General features: G+C 44.6%; 14 protein-coding genes. 3 read left to right on the top strand and 11 right to left on the bottom strand.

Translation table 11 applies throughout. The annotated features are described in order from the left end of the window. Nucleotides 1-16: 16 nt before the first annotated feature. The 5 genes from H8B06_RS21020 to H8B06_RS13460 are packed head-to-tail and all read right to left on the bottom strand — an operon-like array spanning nucleotide 17 to nucleotide 14,044. Nucleotides 17-1,990 carry a fibronectin type III domain-containing protein gene (locus tag H8B06_RS21020; protein ID WP_237225579.1) on the bottom strand — a complete coding sequence of 658 codons (1,974 nt, stop codon included), beginning with the start codon at nucleotides 1,988-1,990 and terminating at the stop codon, nucleotides 17-19. A 10-nt stretch (nucleotides 1,991-2,000) separates the two neighbouring features. Then, entirely contained in the window at nucleotides 2,001-10,202 is an 8,202-nt protein-coding gene (locus tag H8B06_RS13445; protein ID WP_190994792.1) for a hypothetical protein, read from the bottom strand. Next, entirely contained in the window at nucleotides 10,199-11,917 is a 1,719-nt protein-coding gene (locus tag H8B06_RS13450; protein WP_190994793.1) for a hypothetical protein, read from the bottom strand. The genes H8B06_RS13445 and H8B06_RS13450 overlap by 4 nt, the downstream gene beginning before the upstream one ends. Before the next feature lie 31 nt (nucleotides 11,918-11,948). Further along, complete coding sequence (locus H8B06_RS13455; protein ID WP_190994794.1) at nucleotides 11,949-13,151, bottom strand: collagen-like domain-containing protein; 1,203 nt, start codon at nucleotides 13,149-13,151, stop codon at nucleotides 11,949-11,951. 20 nt (nucleotides 13,152-13,171) lie between these two features. After that, a complete protein-coding gene (locus H8B06_RS13460) occupies nucleotides 13,172-14,044 on the bottom strand; it encodes a hypothetical protein (protein ID WP_190994795.1) in 873 nt (290 codons plus the stop codon). A 186-nt stretch (nucleotides 14,045-14,230) separates the two neighbouring features. Here H8B06_RS13460 and H8B06_RS13465 point away from each other — a divergent pair, with 186 nt between their 5' ends. Beyond that, the gene (locus tag H8B06_RS13465) at nucleotides 14,231-17,110 is read left to right on the top strand and encodes a tetratricopeptide repeat protein (RefSeq protein ID WP_190994796.1); all 2,880 of its coding nucleotides are present in this window, start codon (nucleotides 14,231-14,233) and stop codon (nucleotides 17,108-17,110) included. Between the two features lie 2 nt (nucleotides 17,111-17,112). On the opposite strand, the gene H8B06_RS13470 is transcribed toward H8B06_RS13465, so the two are convergent. The 4 genes from H8B06_RS13470 to H8B06_RS13485 are packed head-to-tail and all read right to left on the bottom strand — an operon-like array spanning nucleotide 17,113 to nucleotide 19,460. Further along, entirely contained in the window at nucleotides 17,113-17,520 is a 408-nt protein-coding gene (locus H8B06_RS13470) for an EVE domain-containing protein (protein ID WP_190994797.1), read from the bottom strand. After that, a complete protein-coding gene (gene gldC / locus H8B06_RS13475) occupies nucleotides 17,517-17,867 on the bottom strand; it encodes a gliding motility protein GldC (protein ID WP_190994798.1) in 351 nt (116 codons plus the stop codon). Before gldC ends, H8B06_RS13470 begins: the two co-directional genes overlap by 4 nt. 15 nt (nucleotides 17,868-17,882) lie before the next feature. Beyond that, nucleotides 17,883-18,122 carry a hypothetical protein gene (locus H8B06_RS13480; RefSeq protein ID WP_190994799.1) on the bottom strand — a complete coding sequence of 80 codons (240 nt, stop codon included), beginning with the start codon at nucleotides 18,120-18,122 and terminating at the stop codon, nucleotides 17,883-17,885. A gap of 6 nt (nucleotides 18,123-18,128) precedes the next feature. Then, entirely contained in the window at nucleotides 18,129-19,460 is a 1,332-nt protein-coding gene (locus H8B06_RS13485) for a DEAD/DEAH box helicase (protein ID WP_190994800.1), read from the bottom strand. Between the two features lie 80 nt (nucleotides 19,461-19,540). Here H8B06_RS13485 and H8B06_RS13490 point away from each other — a divergent pair, with 80 nt between their 5' ends. Further along, nucleotides 19,541-21,679: a S46 family peptidase gene (locus H8B06_RS13490; protein ID WP_190994801.1), complete on the top strand. Its 2,139-nt coding sequence runs from the start codon at nucleotides 19,541-19,543 to the stop codon at nucleotides 21,677-21,679. A gap of 135 nt (nucleotides 21,680-21,814) precedes the next feature. Further along, nucleotides 21,815-21,994: a histone H1 gene (locus H8B06_RS13495; protein WP_130141517.1), complete on the top strand. Its 180-nt coding sequence runs from the start codon at nucleotides 21,815-21,817 to the stop codon at nucleotides 21,992-21,994. Between the two features lie 73 nt (nucleotides 21,995-22,067). Here the strand turns inward: H8B06_RS13495 and H8B06_RS13500 are convergent, their stop codons facing one another. Both H8B06_RS13500 and H8B06_RS13505 read right to left on the bottom strand, forming a co-directional pair. Continuing rightward, complete coding sequence (locus H8B06_RS13500; protein WP_190994802.1) at nucleotides 22,068-22,859, bottom strand: GLPGLI family protein; 792 nt, start codon at nucleotides 22,857-22,859, stop codon at nucleotides 22,068-22,070. Continuing rightward, nucleotides 22,859-25,624, bottom strand: a complete 2,766-nt coding sequence (locus H8B06_RS13505) for an outer membrane beta-barrel protein (RefSeq protein WP_190994803.1) — start codon at nucleotides 25,622-25,624, stop codon at nucleotides 22,859-22,861. Before H8B06_RS13505 ends, H8B06_RS13500 begins: the two co-directional genes overlap by 1 nt. Nucleotides 25,625-25,665: the final 41 nt, after the last annotated feature.

Raw genomic sequence — 25,665 nt, forward strand, 5'->3', positions numbered from 1 at the left:
TTTAAAGACCGGCCTTTCAGGGACTGTATATCACTTCTTCGCTCCAATCGCTTTCCATCTCGTCCTGGTCGACACAGGCGACATAATAGAGATAGTTATTTCCTTGTTTGATGTCTGTGTCTTCGATAGCGGTTAAGTTCCCATCAAGTGTTTTGTATAATACGGGTGGGTCCGTGTTGACGACACGGTAAATATGATATTTCTCTATTTGTGTTTCGCTCCCATCCCAAGTCAGATACACTTTCCCCTTGTTTTCCATGACTCTTACCTTTAGTGGCGGCAGCAACTTGTCGGGGATACGTTCAATACTGATCGCTGTGCTCAATGCGCTTTGGTTTTCATGGATAGAGACCGACTGTACCGCGTAATCATACATATCGTTTGCCCGCAAGGTATCCACAAATTCATTGATTTCGACGGTGGCAACCGGTTCTTTAGGAAACTCCGCACTATCTTTAAGTTTTCGATAGACATTGTAGTGGTCGATGCTTCCCTCCCACCTATCCATATCCCGCCAAGTGATAGACACGCGGTTTCTGTCCATCCAGATAGCTTGTAATCTATCGGGAGCAGACATCCTATGATTCTTGCTCTCGGGAATACTGATAGCGATTAGTTCGGACATCGGGCTTAAGGACTGGGTCTTGGATACGGCTGTGATGCCGTAGTAGAATACTTCGCCGGCATCCGTTGCTGTACTGTCCAGAAAGGTCGTAACGCTATCCTTTTCGTAGGGAATCATGTTGCTCACCTGTTGTAATTCTCCGTTACGGCCTACAGCACGGTATACATAGTAACCATCTACATGGAGGCTGTCCTGGTGCATCCAACTCAAGCCGGGCTTACCGTCGATGATTTCACCCCGTACGGAATGGGGTGGAACGAGATTGACTACTCCTTGGTATAAACCCGACGTACGTGCGGAGGCGAACGACATATTAGATTCACCTTGAATCAATACCTGATAATAATAATCTGTTCCACCGATGACATCATAATCGATATATTCCGTATCCGTTACGGGCAATTTTGCCAGCAACGCATAACCGGTATCGTAGTCCGCACTTTTGTAGATGACGATGTTTTGGAGAGAAAAACGCTGATCCAGTGAATCCCAGGTAATGCGAATGCCTCGGTCTACGGCGGCCGTATTGATATTAAAGCCTGCATTGACATTACGATTCCCCCCTACCTGCAACGATACGGTATCGGATGCGATACCGAGATTGCCCATGAGGTCTTTACCTCGGATAAAATAATCGTATCGCACGCTTTGGAGGACGGTCGTATCCTGCGTAAAATAGATGACAGAATCCTGGGTTTCATTAAGGACCATTCCTTTGGTCGTATGGATCTTTTCAAAATCGTCAAATCCACCACTTACCTTTCGGTATACTTCAAAGCTGGGTGCTCCGTTTACAATGGATGAATGAAACCGAAGTTCGGGATAGCCCTCACCCGGATCGACATCAAAGCTCCGCATCGCCGTGAAATCAATCGTGTCTAGCCGGTGGACAACAGAACCGTTGTACCGATCACCGTCTTCGTTTTCGATAATATAATCATAGCTTTTACCCAACGCTACTGACGTATCGAGAAATGCTAGCCCAACGTACAATTTGAGGTGGGGAGCCGGCGCCGTCACAAACTCGATCTGCGTCTCCGGATTATGCCAGTAGCTCCAAAGCATATTGACCGTGGAATCCGAGAGTGGTGAGGATTCGGGCATATAGAACAGCAGATCATTGATCCGCTTACCCAGTTCCTTGGCCGAGCGAACCGGATCGTGCTGCAAGACCGGTTGGTATTCAGCTTGCTGATTTTCCTTCCGTAGTACGACATAGCTTTTGTTGCCAAAGTCAATATTGTTCAGGTCAGCGTAGATGCCATTCGGCGTGCTAACCATGTTGATAGCGGTGACCTGCTCTTGCCCGGACAAGCTATTTGTATAAAGCAAAATAACACTAAAAAAATAAACTATATTTTTCATCTGTATAAATTTAATAATCAAAAGCATCACTATTACTACAGCTTCCGGATCCTTTGGTAAATTCGAAATCAACTCCTTTGGTACACCCACCACCGACACACAAGGTCAATAGTCCCATGACATCCATATCAAAGCCTTTCGAAAAAAGTGTACAATCGAGTTCCGCAGCTACCGCTGCGGAGAAACATCCCTTGGCATCGAGTGAAAAACCGTTGTCGCTACTGTTGGTAAACGTCGCTTTTACACCCACTTCGGCACGGACATCACCACTTATGCTACAGCCGATGCTGGTAACTTTAGCATAAGCATGGGCAAACAACATGGCACCTACGGATATCTGTTGGTGTCGGGCCGCAAAATTCCCGTAGATACGGGCATCAAGCCCTACAGATGCGCCTACTTCCACATTAGGGATACCCAATGCAAAGGCCGCAAAATCCCCTGCACCAAACTTAATTTTAAACTCCGGGAGAAAATCCCGTCTACCGGTGATTAAGAAGCCTCTTAACCCGTTCGTATGGAACGTCGACGGCAATTTCTTAACATACGATCTGCTGGTCATCTGCTGTTCGATCTGTGGCGTCAACTCAGGATAGTAACCTATGCCGATCCCTACATCCACCGGGAATATGATCGGAACCGGGGCTGTTACTTTTGCTCCGGCAAAGAAGTACCAGCCTTTGGGTTCAAACAACATTTCAATCTGTATGTTGTTTAATGTAACTACACCAGCTGTCAATAAGGGCATACTGAGACTTCCCGTAACACGACCGCTCTTGAAGTCAAAGTCGAACTTACTTCCCGAGAATCCACCGTTGCCTCCTGCCAATCCATCGGCAAGGTTGTCAACCGGTAGTTCCTCCATAACGGCTTTCACCGTTTGCATCGCGACTTGCTTTACTTTCTGCTCTGCGGCATCTTTCACATTGATTCCGGTAACGCCTTCGATCAAGCCGTTGAGCTGCATCATACTACCGATTGGATTGCCGTCAATCAGCGAATTGACTACGCCAAGACCTTGACCGGCAAGCCGCATACGTCCCGCCAAGTCAGTTAACAGCTGCGAACCTGATTCCGCCATCACCATCGCCTGACCATAGGTGCTCTGTCCTTGATCCAAAAAGCCGATAATCTCATCACGCATACCCGAGATTGCCGGATCGTTCAAGACCTCATCGACCATGTTGGCCGCAAAGTTCTCGGCTTCGCTCTTAAAATTTCCTAGGAGTATCTCTGTTTGCTTTTTGACTTCGGCAGCGACTCGACCTGTCACTTCATCCGTCACCATACTGACCAGATGGGTGTATATTTTCTGGTCAGATTTTGGCAAGGTGATGACTCCGGCAATACCCAATCCCTGCGCGTTAAACAGCTGGTCGTTTTTGCCCTTGCTGATTGTTCGGAATTCCGTTCCACCATCGCCGATAAAGGAAAAATCCAGATGTGACAGCACCATTCTGTTTTTACCTCCATCTCCGGCATAATAGCTTAACGTCGTGTTGATATTGTCCGGCGCCTTGGGTATGTGTAGGTTGGTGCTACCTGTAAACACCACCCGGTCGGTCGTGCTGAAAAAGGAAACCGGACTGAACGATGCTTGATTGTACAAGGTAATCGGCGCAGCATTCTTTTTGAAACTCGTCAGTTCCTCATCATTACTCAATATAGATACATACGCAAATATAATTTTGTCACTCGATCTGGTCATGCCTTCCAGTCCGCTAACATAAGCCGCTTCGCCGCTTCTGTTCGTTAGTGTAAATTTAAAGTGTCCTTTACCGGCAACCCGACCTACATCCGGATCGTAGATTAATACCGCTTCGGTACCGGACATCATGTTCAATTTTACTTTAGCCGTACCACCCAGATATAATTTATCCCGGAGATCATTGGGATCGGCATCGTGAAATATCAATTCACCGGGGATAATGGAGATTTTCCGTAGTGCGATATCCGCACGCCCGGTGAACAGCGTACTGTTGTTCAAGACGATACCTCCGGAATTTGGCGCCAGATTCCAGGACTTGCTGACAATTTTCCATTTGTCCAGATTGATCGTTACTTCCCCCATTCCGGTAAGCGGTCGGATGCCATCGTGGGTAATCTGTGCCTTGCCGGCTTCCATACGGATCGTGAGGCCACCCTGTATCTTCGGGTTGAGCGTGAGGAAGAGATGTGCTCCTTCTTTATCCATAAAGGATTCCCGATCATCTTTGGTATCACTGACACCGTCAAAACCGAGGTACTTAAACGAGATAGCTTCCCCCCGATCTCTGCTGATGGAATACTTGCCGGAAAGTGCTTCGTTTCCTGTACGGAATACGTCCAAAACCATTTTTTTGGTCAGATCCCTATCGCCGTAGTTCCCCAAGTAGAAGTCCGTCTTTTCGATGGTCATGTAGCTTGTCGGGAAGTTGAACGAATTGTCTACCAGACGAACCTTTCCCTGTATGGTACCGGAACTATCAGACGATAACCGGCTAAGCACGATACCGGATGATTCGCCAATCAATTCGGCATTGTAGTGTTCAAAGGCGCGAATCTGTGTCTTTTGGTTGACAAATGTAATCTGTTCGGTTACAGGTACAGCAATCGGTATATTGTCCGCATTGTGCAGACTTGATTTGCGAACTTTTAGATTGGACACTTTGAGTGCCAATCGTCTGTCAGCCAATGCCCGTAGGGCAAAATTGTCGTTTTCGGTTACCTGGATGACTTCGCCCGAGACCGTGTATTCCTCGCCGTTCTGCTCATATTTTTCCAATCGGAAATCAAAACCGTACAGCTTGCTGATATCGATGTCCGACAACTCGGTGATATCAAAATCTATATTGTCTATGGCATTATTATCCGCAATCGCATGCACTTGCCGTTCAGCCCCCACATAGGTTTTTGCATCCTCGTGATAGCTGACCTTTACGTTGGCGTAAGCTAAATCCATGGTACCTGTACCGCCATCCCAATAGGTATATTTGGGTACCAACAGTTCATATCTACCATTGACATTGGTATAGGCCTGGCTTTCGGAATTGGAGCCCTGCCCGAGATCGAGATACACCAACGCACCTTCGACAGGCGTATCACTGCCGGCAAAGCGTACGCTGCCGGTGATTTTGATGGCCGGCATGACCGTAATGTCGACGACCGTTTCTTGCAAATCATCCTCGCTGTGTACATTGTTTTTGCTGGTCGGTATAAACGGAATGGCATTGAACACCATCATATACATCCCGTTTGCCGTTATTTCTACACCACGGTTTTTGACATAGATATTGAAGTTGCTCTTCGAATTGTTGACAAATTCGAATCGGGCCTCTCCACTGCCATTGGTGTTGACGTATTCTTCCCCTGCTCCCTCGATATATACACTGGCATTTGGCACCGTTCGTCCGTCGCTGGTTTTGACGCGCACCTTAATTTTATGCTTCCGTTTTTGCAGTTTGAAGTCTCCGATAAATGCGCCCGGTCCCGAAGGGTTGACTGCCGCCGTGAGTGTCATATATGCGGGATCGTAAGGCATGATGATGATAGAATCCGGACGGGTGGGCAGGTCTATAATAAATTTTTGCCGACCGATGGCTATGAGTTGGTTGCCGACCATAACGGTCTCATTTAACGCAGTGCTTAGGTTTGGAGTACCTGTTGTACTGAACATATGTTGGTTTACCGGCTGGTTGGTAGCCGCATTGATGATTTGGAGATTTCCGTTTTGGTAACTTGGCGAGTTGAACGCACTTTGTATCACGTACTTGTTGCCTGCGTTCATATCAACCTTAAACACCGTAGAAGTACCTGTTTTACTTTGTCCCTGCGTGGCGGTTGTAGTCTGTAGGCTACCGTATTTCCCGATAGTTATAGCCTTGTCGGGATTCGCTTTGGTATCCACAATGGTATTTTCAAAATTCTGAGCTGCAAATGTGGCGGCATGGCCCGTAAAGACGATTCCTGTATGCGTACTACCACCCTGTTCGGCAAAAGTATCCACCCATTTGCCATTGACTTTCATCTTTACTCTCGCCGTGACCCCCTTATTGGTTTCCGCGTCCATCACGTAGCCGTAGGCATCCATGCCCATTGGTTTCAATGAAAAATCGATCGGTATCTGTTGCCCTGTTAGACCATGGGCAATGACAGGTAGTTTTGCCGTTTGCTTTTCGTATCCTGGGGCTGACAAGATGGAGACATTATTTTCACATCCATAACAAACACGTCCTGTATTAATCACTTCGGGGTTAAAAGACTCCAATCTCTTTGCCAATGATTCAAAGCTATAATACCCATGTTCGTCCGTAGTTGCCCAATCTTCGAGCAGAAAATTTTCTCGTTGATTTTGATAGGTCTTGCCGTTGACCATGACTTGTGCCTTTACCTGCACGCCTTTTATACCCAAGGTAGTACTATTGTCAATCACCCTTCCCCGGATAATAGTTGGCTTAGGTACAAGCCTTAAGGAAAAGTTAAGTGTTTCATTCGGGTCAAATTCATGGTTAAATACAATTTCCTGATCACTTATCTGATAGCCAAACGGGGGGAGAATAGCTTTCTTTTCGTTCTCTAATGCCATATTCATGGGATGAGAACGGTGATCCACCTTGTGAATCAGTCCTTCGAATGCCACGATGTCTGTCCTTCCCTTGTTGTCGGCATGGAAAACATAGCTATCCTTATAACCAGGTTTATTGGCGGGGAGCGTCACCACATTTTCAAAAAGAACATAGCTATTGTTGGATGTCTCGGTACTGTATACCATGTCCCTGACTTTCGTATAACTATACAGCGCGGACAGCGCATTGTTGGTTATATTTTCTACCATTCCATTATGGATCGCCATACCTGTAAATGTCGCATTGACATTAGGAGTGTACACGGCTGTGATTGCAGCGATATTGTTCTTTCCGGTCGAGGCTTGGCTCTTGGTGCCTATCGGCTTGTTCAGCTCACGATCACCCGATAGGTTTGGTCCTTTGATGCAAGGGACTGACAGACTTGCGAATTGACCCGCGTTTGTCCAAGGAGCAGGGTCGGACGTGGTCACGCCTTGCACAAAGGTAACACCGCTATTCGGCAATCCCGAATGGGGACTGACGCCACTTTGATTGAGATCTAGGCCAGGAATGGTTGGTAACGCGGCCTTTGCTTTGGCATCTATATCCCGATAGAGGGCAACGGGCACATGAGGAAACGCCGTTGCGCTTGTCGGATTGACGGCTTTATCCACCTTAGACACATTGACCCTTAGGTTGTACGTCCGGACAAAAGATACAAGCGTACCCATGTCTTTGCTTTCCCACGGCTGTAAGATCACATTCTCATCGAGCGCGCAGTAATACGGCTCATCCGGAACGATGCGGTAAACCCGTCGGAATGTGACATCACTAGCGCCATACAAATCTCCGCTCATGTCATTTGTGAGCACGCCACTTTCATACGTTCCGTTTAGATCACTGTTTGGGAAATCAAATTCAAAATTACCCTGCGCATCGGTCGTAACCGTTTGCAGCACTTTACCATTATCTGCTACGTCCTTACCATTAATAAATACCGTGTTGCCCGTTGCGAGTTTGGCAGGTGTTCCATTAAGGTTGACCATAGCGGATAATGTATAGAAATTGGTTGCACCGGCCGCAACATGCGTCGTCATGTTATTGTTTGTATTAGACGTATTTTGTTTCTGGTATTCATAGAAGACCATCAGCTTGACTTTCATATTCGCATAAGGCTGATCGGGTACGCCTTTCATATTCTTAAAGGCGTAGTTAAGCTTTCCGGTTACCTTAGTTCGCGGTGGCGTGTGTAGTTCCTTTTTCAAGGTCAGGTAAGCTATTTCGGGCTGATCACGATACCCATAGTTCGTCCACTTGCTGGTGGTATAATTGCTGGGAGTCTCTGGGCGCCCGTACAGCGATCCTAGGGCGGATTTGGTCGGGATGCTGTTCAATCCTCCCGTGTTGAGCGTCTGTACAGCTTTTGGGCTTTTGTTACCGCTTTCTACCGCTCCCTGGATCAGCTTATTCATATCGAAGGAGACTTCGGGTGCTTTTTGAATACCTGATAGCGTGCTGAGGTTGTTTGTACCCGTCTTTGCACCAGTACCAGTCGTATTGGTATCACCGATTTTGCTTACCGCATTGACGACTGTCGAAAAGTCCATTTCCCGGGCCACGATACTACCATCGACCAATTCTATTTTGTATTGATAAGCATCGGCGGGAAGGTTCTTAAATAGATTATTAAAAACGATCCTTGTCTCTTCAGCAGATTTTTTGTTGGTCAGCTCCGGTGTGGTGCGCTCCGCAATCAGTACCTTGTCGTCAGACAGTGCCGATAGCAGGGTCGATTCATTGGTATTATCACCCTCATAAAGCGGTATACCGTAGGTTTTGTCTTCTTTGAACCGGCGTTCACGATAAAGACGTATTTTGGCACCGGACACATAATCTCCTTCAAGACCATTGAATACTTCCCGCACATTAATGGACAGCGAGTAGCTATTGGCATCGATCATGACATCATCCAAATCCCTGACCGCTCCGGGTTGAATCTGCAGGTATTCCTGACTTTGGAGAAAGTGAGGATTATTGACCTTTACTTTATAGTAAACCCCTAATTGTCCTTTCAGCTTTCCAATCTCTTGGTTTTGCCTCATCATCAGGCCGTGCATGACTTGATTCCTTCCGAGGTTGACATTTTCTTCCCATTTCTCCGTGGGGATAACCCCTGCGCTGTCAAGAGACGACATATAAATTTTGAGCTCAAAATTACCATCTGCATCCGTCATAACAGATTCGCCGTTCATCATATCCTCTCTTTGCAATGCCTGGGTCACCACCATCGAAGGATCGGCAATGCTGCTGATACCGTATTCATCGGTATGGGCAATCCCGTAGACTTTGGATAGGTATACTTCTTGGTTGGCTATCGGATAGGTTGCACCTAATGGGTCTCCTTTGAATCGATACACCAACCTTCCGCGGATGGTCGTCTCTTGCTTGCCGGCGGTATCCAGATGTGCCAATTCAGCACCATATCTAAAATCAACCGGACGACTTTGCCCTTCATCGACAAACATAGCCGACCCATCGGGTGACGTAGCGGTAACTTGCACACGATAGCGCCTCCCTTTTGTCAGTGCAGGCATCGTTACCGGATCGTACGTAAGCTGTTGCGCATTGGCGACCGTGGAAGTTATCAACGGCTGCGCCGATATAGCTTGCCCCGCGGAATCTGCCATTTCGAACAGTCGGACAGTGTACCGGGTGTTAGGTGGGGTTTCAAAATCTGCATTCCAATCGAACCGGAGCTGTTGGGCACCGGTAAATTCACTGTTGTGGCTCGGATTCATAATAACCGGTGCTTTGATGGGATCGCCATAGGTAAAGGCAATAGCCTCACTCATCCCCTTGTTCCGGAAAAATGACATACCACTGGGATCAACAGCCTGCACAGTCATAGCATATTGGCGACCACGAATCAGCGGTGGATGTGCCGGTCCGTATAGCAGGCTATTGCCATTGACCGTTTCTTCGTAAATCGGTGGCGTGGACTGGATAGCATCGTTGGGATCTCTCGGCACAACCATTTCCACAATTTTCACCTTGTATTGGATGTGAGGCGAAGAGCCCGGAGGAGTAGCCCAGGTAATAGGCATGGCTTGCACTCCCCTCGTGCTGACCGTCTGCTGATGCATCGGCATCAGAATGCGCGGCGGTTCCAGATCGGAGATCCTGAACATAGTACAGCCAATCGGTTCATTGGGGCTCACGGGCTGCATGGTCTGGTAATCCAACGCCCGGATACAAAGCGTGTAATTACCCTCCAATAGCCCCAGTCCACGCGTCATATCTGATCGGCTGATACCGGTATATTCGATGGTGTTGACATCAAAAAGAAAGGCGATATCGCTTCCGTTCAAGCTCGCCGTTTGATTAGGGCCCAGTACGATCGGATTGGGGCTACGGTAACCCGGTTTGACCCAAGCCGAGATACCGTTGTCACCGGTGATCTTCGCCGTCAGTTGTATATGCAGCTGTTGTGTGGTTGTGTTGGTCAACGTCACTAACATGAGCTCGGGACGAGACACGTAATCTGCAATCCTGCTCTGATATGGCGGGAGTACGTGCGTCGTAATCTGTACTTGTGCCAACAATGCTTCAGCCCACAATAACATAGGGGCGAGCATCACGAATATCTTGTATATGCTGTGTGCTTTCATAGTCCAAAATTGAATTGGTAAGCTAGTTCTCCGCGGGTTTCCGAAAAAGAGGGACTTCCTCCGGTGATGGCGCTTCCGGGATTGTTCTTGGTGAAATACATCATCGCACGCAGTGATTGCCATTTATTGATCGTGTATCCGATATTGGCTGACCCGTTGAAGATCAAGCTTTTGTTTCCTTGGCTTTTCCCCTGCATGATGCTGCTATTTATCCCCGTGGTCAACTTGTTGTTTGCAAAGGCGTAATTTGTGCCAAGGGTAATTCCTCGATAGCTGTTGGTCATCGCTTCACTGTTGAGATTCGTGTAGCTGAGTGAAGAGCTGAGCGAGAGTCTCTTTTGCGGGAATGAAATAGTATAGTTGAGCAGGTATTGACTGGTTGTAATGTCCCTACTCGGAACATCCGGGTTGTTGTCAAAGTAGCTGTTGTAATCGTTCATGCTGCTGATATTAGCCGAGAGCAGCAAGATCTGTATCTTGTCTGTCTGCTGTATGGTATAGCGTGGCATGATGCCGATCGTCCGGGTTGTCTGTACAATTTTGAGCGAATCGGCAAAGCGCAGCGTATTCGGACGTTGGTTGTTAGAGAAATTATTGAAATTGATATCTAGTCCCAGCTGTGGCGTTAGTTCGCTCGATAGTAATCCAGATGCTATCACCCTACGGGAAGTGGCTTCTTTCTGTAGGCGGACATTATCTTGTTCCAGACCGAAGCTCACATTAGCCCGAAACTTTCCACTCGGGTGATTATACGAGGGGTTGATGGTCAGGTTTTCGATATCATTATTGAAAAAATAAGCACCCATGGAAGTGAATCCCGGTTCGATGCGCCGGTAATTGGTCTTGATGGCGTAGTTTTTACCTTGATAGCCGACTCCCGCATGGAATGCCAGAAACCATTCGGAACTACCATTGATATCGAGCAGTCCAGCGAGATTGCGTAAGGTCTTGTCGGGAATGGAATCCAGTGTCAATGTCGAATTGAGGTCGCGGGTCAGTAGACTAATCGCCCCATCGCTTTCCACAAAAAACCGCTTAAACAACGTGAATTTTGTCGTATAAGCCACTACAGAGTTGGCTGCAGGTTTGATCTGGTTTTCAAAGACAGCCAAATCTCCCGGCATGCTCGTGCTATCGTCCCGGGCGTGCAGAAAGCTGAGGTCGATGTAGTTGGCTGCGGATCCATAACCTATTTTTGCGGCTAAGCCTTTTCGGCTGAAGGAATAGGGGACTAAAGACATAGAAGTCGTATCGATCACGGTAGCGCGATTGAGCCGACCATACATCATACCGATACGTAATTTCCCTGGATTGATCTCGAATCCACCCCCCAGAATGGTATGTCCGGCCAAGGTATAGGGCGAAAAGGTTACGTTGCGATACCCCGCGTGCAGGGTCACCCACTTATAGGTGGGGCTTAGTCCATATTGGTTAAAAGGTTGCTGGAAATTGCGCTCCTGCTTGCTGAAAGTGAAGCTCGTCGGGATCGTCCAGCCATATATCGACAGTGTAGGCGATCCACTCAGCACATAATTGTACGGATCCATCCGGTTGGGAATCCCACTAGCATTATAGTACAATCCCCTTAAGCTGACATTCCCGCTAAAAGCAATAGGTTTTTGCTGCGCAATGTGGGTAAAGTCCTGGGCTACGAGGAGCCCGGGACTTACCGCTAACCAAACAAAAAATATTCCTATATGAACTAATCTCTTCATAACAAATTGGTTAACTAGGTCATTCATTTTTTTAATCAGGAATATGGAACATCGTCTTCACTTGATTAAAATCACGGAGATCTACGTTTTTACTGGCCAAAACACTTCCCGGAATCAGGACATAACGGACGGCATGATACCCATCAATAACTAACGTACCGTGATAATAAATAAAGATATTTCCCGGTTGAACAAAATACCAAACGGATGCACCACTTACCTCTCCGCCAAGTTGTTCCACGTAGTCAACTTTACCGTTATTATATCTCCTGTAGACCAAAATCTGTCCACGATCCATAATGGCTTGGGTAAGTTGTGGTGCAGCAATCCCATAACCTTGCTGTATATAGGTATCAATCACATACCAATTACTGTATATTACATTAGCTGTACCAGGTTCACCATCCTTGCCAGGAGGTCCCTCCGGACCTTGCGGACCTCGGAGGTTCATGACCGGACTACCCCATCCGGATGCAGTCTTGGGGCCGTAGAGATTGGCCGTGCCGGTATGGATATAATAGTCTCCGACAGCGCCGATGCTTGTGGTAGGTGTGGAAGCTCCACTCCATATCTTCGATCCGGGCGTACCGGCGGGACCTTGTGGACCAGTGGCCCCATTTAGATTGGTGGGTGTACCCCAGCTTGAAGCTGTTTTTGGACCGTAAAAATCGGACGTGGTCGTGCGGAAATAAAAATCGCCAACAACGCCTAATGAAGTTGCCGGAACCGTTGTTCCACTGTATATTCTAGAACCATCCTCGCCTTTTACGCCTTTGAGATTAATAGGTGTTCCCCAGCTTGTGGCCGTCTTGGGTCCGTAGAAATCACCGGTTGTGGTGCGGAAGTAAAAGTCGCCGACAGCGCCTGTTCCTGTCGTAGGAACAGCTGTGCCGCTCAGAATCTTGGAACCGGCTGCTCCGGCTGGACCTTGTGGTCCCTGTGGTCCCGGTGCACCGGTAGCTCCACGCAGGTTCGTAGCTGTTCCCCATCCGGCATCGGATTTAGGTCCGTAGAAATCGCTGTTGCTGGTACGGAAATAAAAATCGCCGATGTCTCCGATGTCAGCGGTAGGTGCTGCACTACCGGTGTAGATACGTGTGCCGTCCTCGCCGTCTACACCATGCACACCGTCTTCACCACGAGGGCCTACATCGCCCTCTTTGGTGCAAGAGACCGTAAATCCGATGCATAGGATTATAAGTCCTGTGATAAATATTCTACTATGTCTTTTCATTATATTATAGGATTATATTGTTATTTCTGAAATTCCTTTATAGCTTGATCAACAGCCAGGGGATCTTTAAAGTCAACACCTCTTCTGGTCATACCAACATAAAAGTTGGACGGAATAATCATAAATCGGTATCTAATCAAACTCGAGAGCGGTATTATAGCTCCTCCGTCATAAGCCAAACGCGTAATTACTATTTCACGCGCTTTAAGCTTATACGATATCGTGCTTATTCTTCCTAATGGCCTACTGGTGTAAGGCAGAGGGAACACGCCTCCTCCATAATCCAAATAAACCAAAACAACAGCGCTTGATTCCACCGAAGGAGTAATGTGTGGCGAATAGATGTGTGCGATGTGCATCGTTGTATTATCCATAATACTGTCTTTAAAACGGACAGCATATTGCCATCCTGAATACATCACTCTCGCTTCTGCCTTCAGATTTGTTCCGATTCCCCACCCGGCGGCCGATTTTGGACCATAAAGTATCATTTGGGATGTATTAAAATAGAAATCTCCAACAGATCCCAAATTTGCAGCTGGAATGGCTATACCTGATAAAAATTGAGAGCCGTTTTTACCATTGGTTCCATTTTTTCCATCCGCTCCTTTTATTTTTGTAGGCGTTCCCCATCCGGCAGCAACCTTAGGGCCATATAAATCACCGGTGCTCGTGCGAAAATAATAATCGCCCAATTTTCCTAGAGAGGCAGCCGGCACGTTAGTACCACTAAGAATAGAGGAACCATCCGCTCCTTTAATACCTTGTTCACCCTGTGATCCTCCCGGGCCCTCTGGCCCGATATCGCCTTTTTTGCAAGAAGTAACTATAAATAGCATACAGGCCATCCCGACGAATAGTAATTTGCTGATGTTTATGTTAAACGTTTTCATAATTGATGTTTTTGATTATCCGAATATTATCTATATCCATTATCTTTCTACTAAATTAAATTTCACCGTATCCCGATACTATAGTCTATAGATAAACGACATTTTTAATAGACGAACGACATCTTTTTAATTATAAACACTATATTTATCCACCTGTAAACCTTATCTTTATACGGAATAATTGTTATGAAGCCCTTCAATTGTATAGTTGTAGATGATGATGAGATAGATCGTCTGATGATCGTTTCCTTTGTAAAGCGATATGGGCAATTATGCCTTGTAGGCGTATTCGAAAATGCGGAAGAAGCTTTGTCTAATGTTGATTTCAACCAAATAGATGTTGTTTTTCTAGATATTGATATGAATGGAATGGACGGAATTTCGTTTCGCAGGATAATCCAGGAGGTTCCAGTTTGTATTTTCGTTACCTCACATCCTGAATATGCCGTGGACAGCTTTTCGGTAGACACCTTGGATTTTATAATAAAACCTATCTCATTACAGCGATTTGATGAAAGTATAGTGCGGTTACAAACCTTTTTAAGTATCCAACAGAAAGCACACCTATACGAAAATATGCTTGGAACCGATCATGTCTTTATACGCGAAGGACACCGAGAGACCAAAGTTGCTCTGCACGATGTGTTGTATCTGGAGGGACTGAAAGATTACACCCTTCTGGTAACCGAAGACAAGAAACATTGCGTATTGTCTAGTATAGGCAATCTATTAAAAGAACTGCATTTCAATCATTTTGTGCGCATCCATCGAAGCTTTGCCGTCAGAAAGGACCTTATTAAATCGGTTTCTGCCAAAGAGGTATTGTTGGCCAACGACATCAATATCCCGATAGGTCGGAGTTTTAAGGATAATATCAAATCATTGTTGATTACTGTATTATTTTTTCTCTCTTTCAGTTGTCTTTACGCACAAAAGCAGGGACAGGAGCGGATTGATTCGCTTCTTTTGGAACTGGAAAAAGTAAACGTCGATACGGCAAAAGTTCGTCTACGCAATGAGCTTTTTGTAGCTTACAGGACGATGTCAAATCTTGATTTAGCCTATCAACATGCCCAAGAAGCTGGGGTAATCGCTGAAAGAGCAGGTTATAAAGAGGGAATGGCGGCATCCCACAACAACATAGCCATTGTTTACGCCTTGCGCGGGGATTTTGACAAGGCTGTAGAGCACTTTAATAACGCGTTGAAGATCCGGGAAGAAATGGGCGATCATATACAAGCCGCAAAGCTGGCATTAAATATCGGCATGACCCAAGGTCGTCGTGGAAAATACCCGGACGCATTGCGCAATTTTCTGTTTGCCAAAAACATTTTTGAAAAACAAAGAGATTCCTATTTATTGGCACACGCCTACTTAAACATTGGTAACATTTATTATTTCACACAGGAGTACAGCAAAGCTGAAGAAAATTTTCTGAAAGCCATCGATTATTTCCAGATCACCGGAAGCCCGCGGGATTTAGCTCCTGTGTATGCTAATCTGGCCCCGGTTTACAGTGATTTAAAGGAATACCCTAAATCCTTGGATTATTACCGAAAAGCCTTTGATATTGCCGACAGTCTTAATCTTGTCTCACTAAAAATATTGGTGGTTGACAACATGGGGTTGATCTATGAGCACCGGGGAGAATACGACAAAGCGCTCCGTAATTATAATGAGGTCTTGACCCTAACCGAAAACAGCGGGGATCCATTACGGATAGGATTGACACAGTTCAAATTGGGTAGGCTCTATAATAAGCTAAATCAACCGCAGGAGGCAATACCTAATTTAGAAAAATCGCTGGAAACGGCAAAAAGAGCCGAAGATCTCAAAAATATCAGGGAAAACTATGAATCGCTGTCTGAAGCATATTCATTGATAGGCAATCATAAAATGGCTTTTGAAAATTATAAACTTTATACCAAATATAAAGACAGCCTATTCAACGAGGAAAACACCAAAGAACTTACCCGTCTAGAAGTCCAGTATGAAGCGGATAAGCAACAAGACTCGTTGCGCTTTGCAGCCGAACAGGAGCAATTAGCTCTCCAAAAGGAAATGCAATTAGTGGCACTACACCACGAATACGAACGGAAACAGGCAGCAGCAAAGAACGAAGAAGAACGGCGCCAGCTGATGATCGAAGAGGAAATAAAACGGCAACAAATCGAGAACGAGCACGTTATAGCCCAGGCAGAAAGCAAGCGCAAAGAAGCCGAAATGTTAGCCGACCAACAGAAAAAGGACGCCGAGGCACTGGTAAATATTGAAAGAGAAAAAGGTTTTCGCAATGTTTCACTTGCCGGGCTTGCCCTAATCGCGGGAATAGGGGGGCTGTTGTTCTATCAGAATCGATCCCGCAAGAAACACAACGAAAAACTCCGTGTATTGAATACCGAACTCAAACAAGCCAACCGCATCAAAACCCGATTTTTCAGTATATTGAACCACGACCTCCGTAGTCCGGTGGCCAATCTCATCCACTTCTTACACTTACAAAACGAAAACCCTGAACTGCTGGACAAAGAAACAAAAGAACGTTTGCAAGGCAAGACCATATCGGGAGCAGAGAACCTGCTCTCTTCGATGGAAGATCTATTGCTATGGAGCAAAGGACAAATGGAAAACTTTAAACCCGAACCAAAAAAAATCCAAATACAACAACTGTTCGAGGATAACAAAAAAGTTTTTTCTGGGTATCAAAATATCCACTTTGGATATCATAACCCGGATAACCTGGAAGTATTTACCGACCTGAATTATCTAAAGACCATCGTCAGAAACCTGACCAGCAACGCCATAAACGTATTTACAACGACAGAAAACCCTACTATAATATGGGAAGCCCGGCAGGAAAATGGACGGGTACTACTCTCCGTGACGGATAATGGTCCTGGTGCGGACAGCAAAAAATTCCGCGCCTTGTACGATGAAAAAGAAGTTGTCGGTATAAAAACCGGGTTGGGTTTACACCTCATACGAGACCTTGCCAAGGCGATTGGTTGTGTCATCGAAGTGGAATCCACGATTGGTAACGGAACAACCATACGGTTGCTGTTTTAATTCTACGCGTTCCCCAATTCCACGATACGGTCAAATTCTTCTGCTTTCAGTGGCATCACCGACAGCCGCCCCTGACGTACCAATGCAATATCTTGCAAGAGTGGGTCTGCTTTTACCATTTCTAACGTTACCGGTGTTTTGAATGTCTCGACAGGCGCTAAATCTACTACTACCCAACGTTCATCGTCCGTCGTGGGGTCTTGATAGAATTCTTTAATAACCTTAGCGATGCCCACGACTTCCTTGCCTTCGTTACTATGATAGAACAACACCAGATCACCCTTTTTCATTGCTTTGAGATTGTTCCGTGCTTGATAATTGCGCACACCATCCCAAAACGTTTCTCCGTCTTTATTGAATTGCTCCCAGCTATATTTAAATGGTTCAGATTTTACCAAGAAATAGTTCATTTTTCCTCCTCCAATACTTCCATTTTTTCCGCAAAATGTGCGCAGTAATCCCGCAAATCACCAATGACCTTATCCGCCATAGGATCGCCACCCGATGCCCGTAGAAAAGAATCGCCTAAGGTCTGAAGCGTTTCATAAAAGAACCGTTTCATTTCATCGTAAGGCATATCCTTTGTCCAAAGGTCGATACGCATAGAATTCTTATATTGCGCGTCCCATAGCGCTAAGAACATCGCCTTTGACGGCATTTCTTCGGAAGTTTCCCCGTCCGTCGACGACCAATCGATACGCTCCGGAATGTTTTGTTCGTCTAACGTGACGTTTAGTTTTATTTCTGCTTGTTTCATGTATTCAAATTAAATTTACATCACCCGAATAGCGACCATCAATATCCCAACGACTACTACAAACGCGATCTGGGCATACCACAATTTTTTCAAATCTTTAAAAATCATACGAAATCCCAAATCTACCAGCGACAAAATTACACATAGTGTAATTAACCAGCCCCATGAGAATGTCATTTCGCTGTCCAAATTCATTTCTGAAATAACCCAGACCAGCACACAGGCCAATGTGATATTTAATGGTGTAAGCTTCACTAATCGTTACTTTTTTCGGAATTTAGTTGATTTCCCTTTAGAACTTGATGCTTTTCCTCTTGATGGCTTTTTTGCGCCAAAATTACCTTTCGGTGCGTGTTTCTTCTCATGGAAAGCGCCTTTAAAATCCGGGTCTTCTTTTCTTTTCTGATTGTCTATTTCACGTGCAATATCTTGTCCCTCCTTAAACTCCGTTTTTTCGACAAACACCTCTTCGGGAATAGCATATACGGGTATTCTCTGTCGGATAAGCTTCTCAATTTTATGGACATAATATTTTTCCGCCGGGTTACAAAATGTAATCGCATCACCGTTATTAAATGCCCGCCCTGTTCGACCAATCCGATGCACGTAATCTTCGATAACAATAGGCACATCAAAATTGAACACATGACTCACATTAGAAACATCCAAACCACGTGCAGCGACATCTGTAGCTACCAAAATACGTATATTCCCTTCCTTAAAGGCATTGATCGAGTTTATACGCGTGTTCTGCCCCTTATTAGCATGAATAACCCGCACTTGCTCCGCTCCGTATTTTCGTTCCAGATAATGGAAAACATTATCCGCAACCGTTTTTGTTTTACAGAAAACAATAATCCGATGAAACGATTCATCATCTTTTAAAAGATGTTGTAGGAGATTGAGTTTAGTCTTTAGATTGGGTACTTCATAAAGTGTCTGGGTCACCGTCTGCGCAGGGGTTGCCTGTTCTGTTACTTCTACGATCGTCGGAAAGGCGAGAAAGTCCCCTGCTATCTTACGTACCAGTTCACTCATCGTAGCAGAGAAAAGAAGATTCTGTCGTTTTCGGGGTACAACTTCTAATATCCGATGTATTTTACCGATAAAGCCCATATCCATCATTTTATCGGCTTCGTCCATCACGAGGAATTTCAACGATTTGGTGTTAATATCGCCCTCCAAATACAGGTCGAGAAAACGTCCCGGGGTCGCCACAATAATATCACATCCTTTTGCTAATTGCTCCTTTTGCGTCTTGGGCCCTAGACCACCATATAACAACACGGTACGCAAATCGAGATAAGTGGAAAACAAACGGATATGTTCTTCTATTTGCATGGCCAGCTCGCGCGTGGGTGATAATATCAAAGCACGGGGGTCATTCCCCTGCGCATATTTCAATTTCATAAGCATCGGCAATACGAAAGCGGCTGTTTTTCCCGTACCTGTTTGTGCAATCCCCATCACATCCTGCCCCGCAAGAATAGGTGTGATTGCTTTTTGTTGAATTTCCGTAGGGACCGTGTAGCCCGCTTCTGTAATCGCATTTTGCAATTGTTTATTGAGCTCGAAATCTTCAAATGATGCCATTGAACAAAGATAAGGAAAAGCACTATTATTTTGATTTAATACGGAATTAAATCAAATTTGCATATCAAAATTGGTTGAATATGAAGAAAATTTGGATTTTTATACTCCTTACCACAGTGAGTATGACCACTTTCGCCGATGAGGGGATGTGGTTTTTAATGCATTTAAAACGCTTGAATGAAGCGGACATGCAGAAAAAAGGGCTGAAATTGACAGCCGAGGAAATTTACAGCATTAATAATTCCTCTCTTAAAGATGCTATCGTACAGTTTGCTGGTGGGTGTACGGCAGAGATTGTTTCGGGGAAAGGATTGGTGTTCACGAATCATCACTGCGGTTATGGTGCCATTGCCGAGCTTTCCTCACCCGAAAACGACTATTTAACAAATGGATTCTGGGCAAAGTCGTTGGAAGAAGAGCTAAAGCCCAAATCATTATCTGTTCGTTTTTTTGTAAGAATGGACAATGTCTCCGAGCGCATAATCAGTTTGGTAAACGATAATATGAGCGAAAAAGAGCGGGAACAAATCGTAAACCAAGAGATTGCTAAAATCGAACAGGAGCATAGCGAAAACGGCAAATACATTGTTTCGGTAAAATCATTTTACAACGGAAACGAATATTACTATTTCGTTTATCAAGATTACACCGATGTACGCTTAGTAGGAACTCCCCCCAATAGCATCGGAAAATTCGGCGGTGATACCGACAACTGGGAATGGCCTAGACATACCGGCGACTTCTCCGTTTTCCGCGTATATGCAGACAAAGATGGTAACCCGGCTCCTTACTCGAAGGATAATGTTCCGTTAACCCCTAAGCACTTCTTACCGATCAGTATTAAAGGCTTTCAAGAGGGGGATTTCTCGATGATTTTAGGTTATCCCGGACGTACAAACCGCTGGATGCCTGCTGCTGGCATTGATCAAAATGTGGATTATGCGTACCCAGCATGGGTAGAGGCCTCTAAAGTAGGGATGGACGCCATGAAGAAGCATATGGACAACGACCAAGCGGTAAAATTAAATTATGCATCTACCTATTCCGGTGTTGCTAATTATTGGAAGAACCGTCAAGGAATGATCGACGCGCTGACGAAACACCGCACGGCTGCAACGAAGCGCAAGCAAGAAAAGAAATTTCAAAAATGGGCAAATAAAAAGAATAATCGAGCAAAATACGCGGATGTACTTTCTGATATCAACGCCTATTATGCTGCAACGAATGAAAAGGCAAGACACGACAACTATCTTATCGGCATGCTTCGTTCTTCGACATTTGCCCCACTGCCATACAGCTTGGGAAATGCATTAAAACAATATGCCGCTGCTGACGAGAAAGATCGCGCAAATAGACGTCCAGGCCTGGAAAACGGCATTGCGGAGACATTTGAGGATGTCTATCTCCCATTGGAAATTGACGTCCTATCGGACGAGCTAAACCTATATGCTGCAAAAGCGGGTAATATTGCGCCTTACATACAAGAACTTGCCTCGAAAAATAACGGTAATTTTAAAACAGACATTCAGACAGCTTTCGACCAAAGTATTTTTTCTTCGGTTGATAAATTGCATTCATTTTTGTCCAATCCATCAATAGAAACGATTGATCGCGACCCACTCTATTTGATTTCCACTTCTTTGATGGATAAATATCGCGAAAGAACACCAGAAACCGAAGCTTTGGATGACACGTTCCAGTCGGCTTACCGTAAATACATTGCGGGTACGTTGGAGGCCAATCCCAAAGGAAAGTATTATCCAGATGCGAATTCTACCTTACGGTTGACCTATGGAACCATCCGCGCTTTACCCAAAGATCCACGTAATGATGCAAAAACAAACAACTATACAACGTTAAAAGGTACGATCGCGAAATATCAACCTGGCGACGAGGAATTTGATTTGCCGCAACGTCTAATGGATTTGTATGAAGCGAAAGATTACGGCCGTTATGCCGATAGAGCCGGACATATGTCGGTGAATTTCCTAAGCGATCAGGATATTACTGGTGGTAACTCGGGGTCTCCGGTATTAAATGGAAACGGCGAACTGATTGGATTGGCTTTTGATGGAAATATAGAAGCTATGGCGGGCGACGTGATTTTTGATCCTGTTTTACAGCGTACCATATCGGTCGACATCCGTTATGTATTATTTATCATCGATAAATTTGCAGGGGCGCAAAATATCATTGATGAGCTAAAAATTGTCGAATAATAGCGTCAAACGAAATTTATTTTTCAATTTTAATACAAAAATTGCACTTTAAAACGTTGTTTTTGTATATTTAGCTTGTATTTATAATCAGCTTAAAATATAATATTCATAAAAACTAAATTTATTTTTAAAAAAATGGAAAACTACAACAAATTAAAAGACTTAGTAGCATCAATCGAAGCTGATGCAGACAAGTTCTTCAACAATGGTAATTCTGCAGCAGGAACACGTGTACGTAAAGGTTTACAAGAAATCAAAACCTTAGCTCAGGAACTTCGTAACGAAGTGACGGCGAAGAAAAATTCCGAGAAATAGTCTTTTGACTTTTCGCTTATAAAAAGCCCGATTGTGTGTACAATCGGGCTTTTTTTCATCATATTCGTTTCTCCTATAGAAACATGGCTGCGAACAGCAGATTAAGCTGTTGATCGCTCATCCAGCGACCTAAAATGTCTTTTAGCCTGCCACGCGCTTCTTGGCGTGTCATCGGGTCATCTCTTTTTCGACCTGCCACAGTTTTTATAGCTGGGGAGCCAAATTTTACATCTGTGGCGTAGATATTGAAATGCTGCTCCGGCACGACCAACCCTAAAATCATTCCAGGTAGCCCATGTACCGTGCCGGGGCCGGCAGACAATGGGATCTGATCGGTATAGAAAGCTACCACATATACAGAATCTAGGGTTACCCCGTTTGCTCTTCGACAATCGTATCCTGCAATATTACGGTACTCATTCGTGATTTTCCATTTTACGTGAAGCAACGAGTCCTGAATGAGTACTGGCGAGCCGCCGATTTCAAAGGTTGATTTGGAAACGGATTTCGAAAGATCTTGATATAGCGTCTGCTGATAATCCAGCAAACCAGATCTTAAAAGATTGGAAACGATAGGATCATATGTTTCTTTTACACTTTCCAAGCTCATTTCTTCTCCCCGGAACGAAACTTTCTTTTTTAATACAGCTGTTTCGGAAACCCTATCCATCAATTCCTGATAATATTTCTGACTGAAATTGTCATCTTTTAGGGTGGAGATATGTCTTTTCAACAGGTTCTTAACATGTACGGTTTTATCGTAAAGAATAGTACCTTCCGTAGGGAAGTAAGCGTGTTGTGCTTTTACTGTTCCTGCGACAAAAACAGTCAGCACAATTACCATCATATAGGTTATCTTTTTCATTATTCTTTTCCTCCTTTCATGGATGTAAAATCCCAGCTGACTTTCAGCATAAAATAGCGTGATATCGTGTTGTACGTATTTTGTGAAATCATACTGCCCGATTGAAATCTTCGGAATCCTTTATTCTGGTTAAAAATATCATTTACGTATACATCCACGGCAAGACTTTCGTCTTTTAAAAATTTCTTTGATATCCCCGGTTTGAACAACAAAAGTTCAAATTTCTCGTTAAGCGCTTTTGTTGGTGCCTCATAATTATAGGTCATATCTCCATAAAAACTTAACTTCCACGGCAATTTCCAAGAATACCACACGTTGGTGCGATAAACAAAACCCGAGCTGTTTAACTCCGGTTGCAAGGAGGTCTCCATCAACCGCCATCCGGGGTAGAAGCCGACATTGAAATCGATATTCTTGGTTGTGTTCTTATATAGATTCACGCCAAAAGAATAATCATAGTTTGTGTTCTCGTTCAACTGTGAATTGATATAATTATAATAATTATTGTAACTTCCGTTTCCCGAAATGCGCGCTTTCAACTGTATTTTTTTGCTGACGTCGAACCCTCCACCTAGCCATATCCGCCCGTTATTTGTGACGTATCCGTCCAAGTTTTCATAAAATAACGTCCGTACACCGTTTTCAATCATTACATTCTGCTGAATGGCATTTCTTGTTTGCCGCCACTCCATATCGACATATAAATTCGTACCCTTCATCATATTGTAATTGCTGTAATACATATTATATCGGTCGTTACGTGCCGGAGTCAGATCCTCATTTCCGACAACAATATTTAAAGGATCCTGATTCTGTCGAAGTGGCTGGATCTGGGAAAGCGAGGGCAGTGTATTCGAATGATTGTAGTGAAAACCGATCCTTTTATTGCTACTTAAATTATAGCGCAATCTTGCAGAAGGATTATACGTAAAAAAGTCACGGCTCGCGTTAAGGTCTTCATAATTATTTTGCTGGAACATATCATCGTTCCTAAAATTATTTGTAAAATTCGCCTCGAATTTTTCCAGTTTGTAATTGAAAGCCACATTCACCGCATTTCTTACCGTATTGAAATTAAAATCACTACTAAATTCTTCATCAAAGTCAGTGTACCCACCATTACCGTCGTTGTTGTAGGAGGTATTAATAGCATGCGTTCTAGACATATTATATTCATACCCAACGGAAGAGTTCAATTTGGAGGTAATCGGTTCCGTATACGTTAAAGAACTAGATATACTGTTTGCTTGGCGGTTCATTTCTTTCTGTTGATCAATAGGGTCCGTCAGCATATTCCCATCTTCATCGTAAGTGTTAAGGGTTGAATTCAAAAAACCTGATCCTTTGTTATCGCTGACATTACCACCAAACCGAAAGGAGGCCGAACGTCCCGTTTTTTTAAACCGTCGCGTAAGATAACCTCGATAGTTAAAATCCGTATTATCGGATATGGAGCTTTCCGTCCGTTCGTTGTCGTTTATCGCCTCGCCATCCTGATTCCATGACTCGGCCCGGGTATAACTATTCGATTCGGATCGACCTTTTGATGCGGATAGATTGAGCGTAAGTGTGGTCAACGAATCTATTTTCAAATCGTATTTCGTATTAAAACGATGTCTGCGCGCATCGGTTTCCCGATTGGATGTACTGGATGTATTCAACTCCTCATTATCCGGCAAACTATTTCTGGATATAGAACTCTCTCCCACCTCATTTTGAATCATGCCGTATTTATAGCTCCCATTTAATTTATGCTTGTTTTCTTTCCAAGCGTCTAGAAAACTGATGCCGGTACTTAGTGCTTGAGGTCTACCCTTACCATCCCAATAATCGAAACCGTCGCCTGATGAGTAAAAATACATGTTGCCGTCGTCCGACATCTCCGTCTCCATAGTCGACATCCCAAATTTCTCCGCTTCCTGCCAATTTAAACTTAGATTACCGTCATTAGCGCCCATCAGGTAAGCTCCAATCTTCTGACTACCGTTAAATTTGTTGAGGGCTAGCTTTCCCAAATAAAAATCATCCGTTCCTCCGGCTCCTTCAACTTTCCCAAACATGCCTTTTTTTGCATCCTCCTTCAATTTTACGTTGATAGTCTGTATACGCTCTCCATCGTCCACGCCGGTCCGCTCGGCTTCTTCTGATTTCTTCTCGTATAGCTGAACTTTGTCCACCATATCCGAACGGATGTTTCGCGTCACGAGTGTCGGATCATCACCAAAAAATTCCTCACCATCTACCAGAACTTTTTCTACCGTTTTTCCCTGTGCGGTTATTTTTCCATCGGCGTCTACCGAAATACCTGGTAGTACCTTTAATAAATCTTCTACTTTCGCATTTTTTTCAACGACAAAACTCGATGCGTCATATTCCGTTGTATCTCCTTTTATCACGACGGGGATTCTACCTGTCACGATAACTTCTTCAAGGAGATGACTTATACTGGTCAATTTGACATCTCCTAAATGCACATCCCCATCGTCCGCTATAGACTTAAAATAATCGCCATATTTAGGGTAGCTCACAATAAGCAAATAGGGAATGGTATCGGGCTTAATCAACTTAAACCCACCATTTTCTCCGGCTCTGGTGTGTGCCACCAGAATAGAGTCTTTGGCTTGCAACAACATAATTGTCGCATTCGTAAGCGAGGTTTGGTCATTCTCATCCAATACCTTACCGGTGATTTCCGTTTGTGCCTGTAAATGATTAAAACATAAGAGAAGGGAGAATACAAAAAGTATGGCAGGTAGTCTTTTCATTAAATTGGTAGCTAAAATTCACAAACTAAAGTTTATGCGAA

The sequence above is a fragment of the Sphingobacterium micropteri genome, from assembly GCF_014692515.1.
Classification (GTDB): Bacteria; Bacteroidota; Bacteroidia; order Sphingobacteriales; family Sphingobacteriaceae; genus Sphingobacterium; species Sphingobacterium micropteri.

What these genes read in the sequence shown, in the direction of transcription:
- H8B06_RS13450 (WP_190994793.1), bottom strand. Translation starts at nt 11,917, where the DNA reads ATGAAGAGATTAGTTCATATAGGAATATTTTTTGTTTGGTTAGCGGTA.
- H8B06_RS13490 (WP_190994801.1), top strand. Translation starts at nt 19,541, where the DNA reads ATGAAGAAAATTTGGATTTTTATACTCCTTACCACAGTGAGTATGACC.
- H8B06_RS13465 (WP_190994796.1), top strand. Translation starts at nt 14,231, where the DNA reads ATGAAGCCCTTCAATTGTATAGTTGTAGATGATGATGAGATAGATCGT.
- H8B06_RS13500 (WP_190994802.1), bottom strand. Translation starts at nt 22,859, where the DNA reads ATGAAAAAGATAACCTATATGATGGTAATTGTGCTGACTGTTTTTGTC.
- gldC (WP_190994798.1), bottom strand. Translation starts at nt 17,867, where the DNA reads ATGAAACAAGCAGAAATAAAACTAAACGTCACGTTAGACGAACAAAAC.
- H8B06_RS13505 (WP_190994803.1), bottom strand. Translation starts at nt 25,624, where the DNA reads ATGAAAAGACTACCTGCCATACTTTTTGTATTCTCCCTTCTCTTATGT.
- H8B06_RS21020 (WP_237225579.1), bottom strand. Translation starts at nt 1,990, where the DNA reads ATGAAAAATATAGTTTATTTTTTTAGTGTTATTTTGCTTTATACAAAT.
- H8B06_RS13445 (WP_190994792.1), bottom strand. Translation starts at nt 10,202, where the DNA reads ATGAAAGCACACAGCATATACAAGATATTCGTGATGCTCGCCCCTATG.
- H8B06_RS13485 (WP_190994800.1), bottom strand. Translation starts at nt 19,460, where the DNA reads ATGGCATCATTTGAAGATTTCGAGCTCAATAAACAATTGCAAAATGCG.
- H8B06_RS13470 (WP_190994797.1), bottom strand. Translation starts at nt 17,520, where the DNA reads ATGAACTATTTCTTGGTAAAATCTGAACCATTTAAATATAGCTGGGAG.
- H8B06_RS13460 (WP_190994795.1), bottom strand. Translation starts at nt 14,044, where the DNA reads ATGAAAACGTTTAACATAAACATCAGCAAATTACTATTCGTCGGGATG.
- H8B06_RS13495 (WP_130141517.1), top strand. Translation starts at nt 21,815, where the DNA reads ATGGAAAACTACAACAAATTAAAAGACTTAGTAGCATCAATCGAAGCT.
- H8B06_RS13455 (WP_190994794.1), bottom strand. Translation starts at nt 13,151, where the DNA reads ATGAAAAGACATAGTAGAATATTTATCACAGGACTTATAATCCTATGC.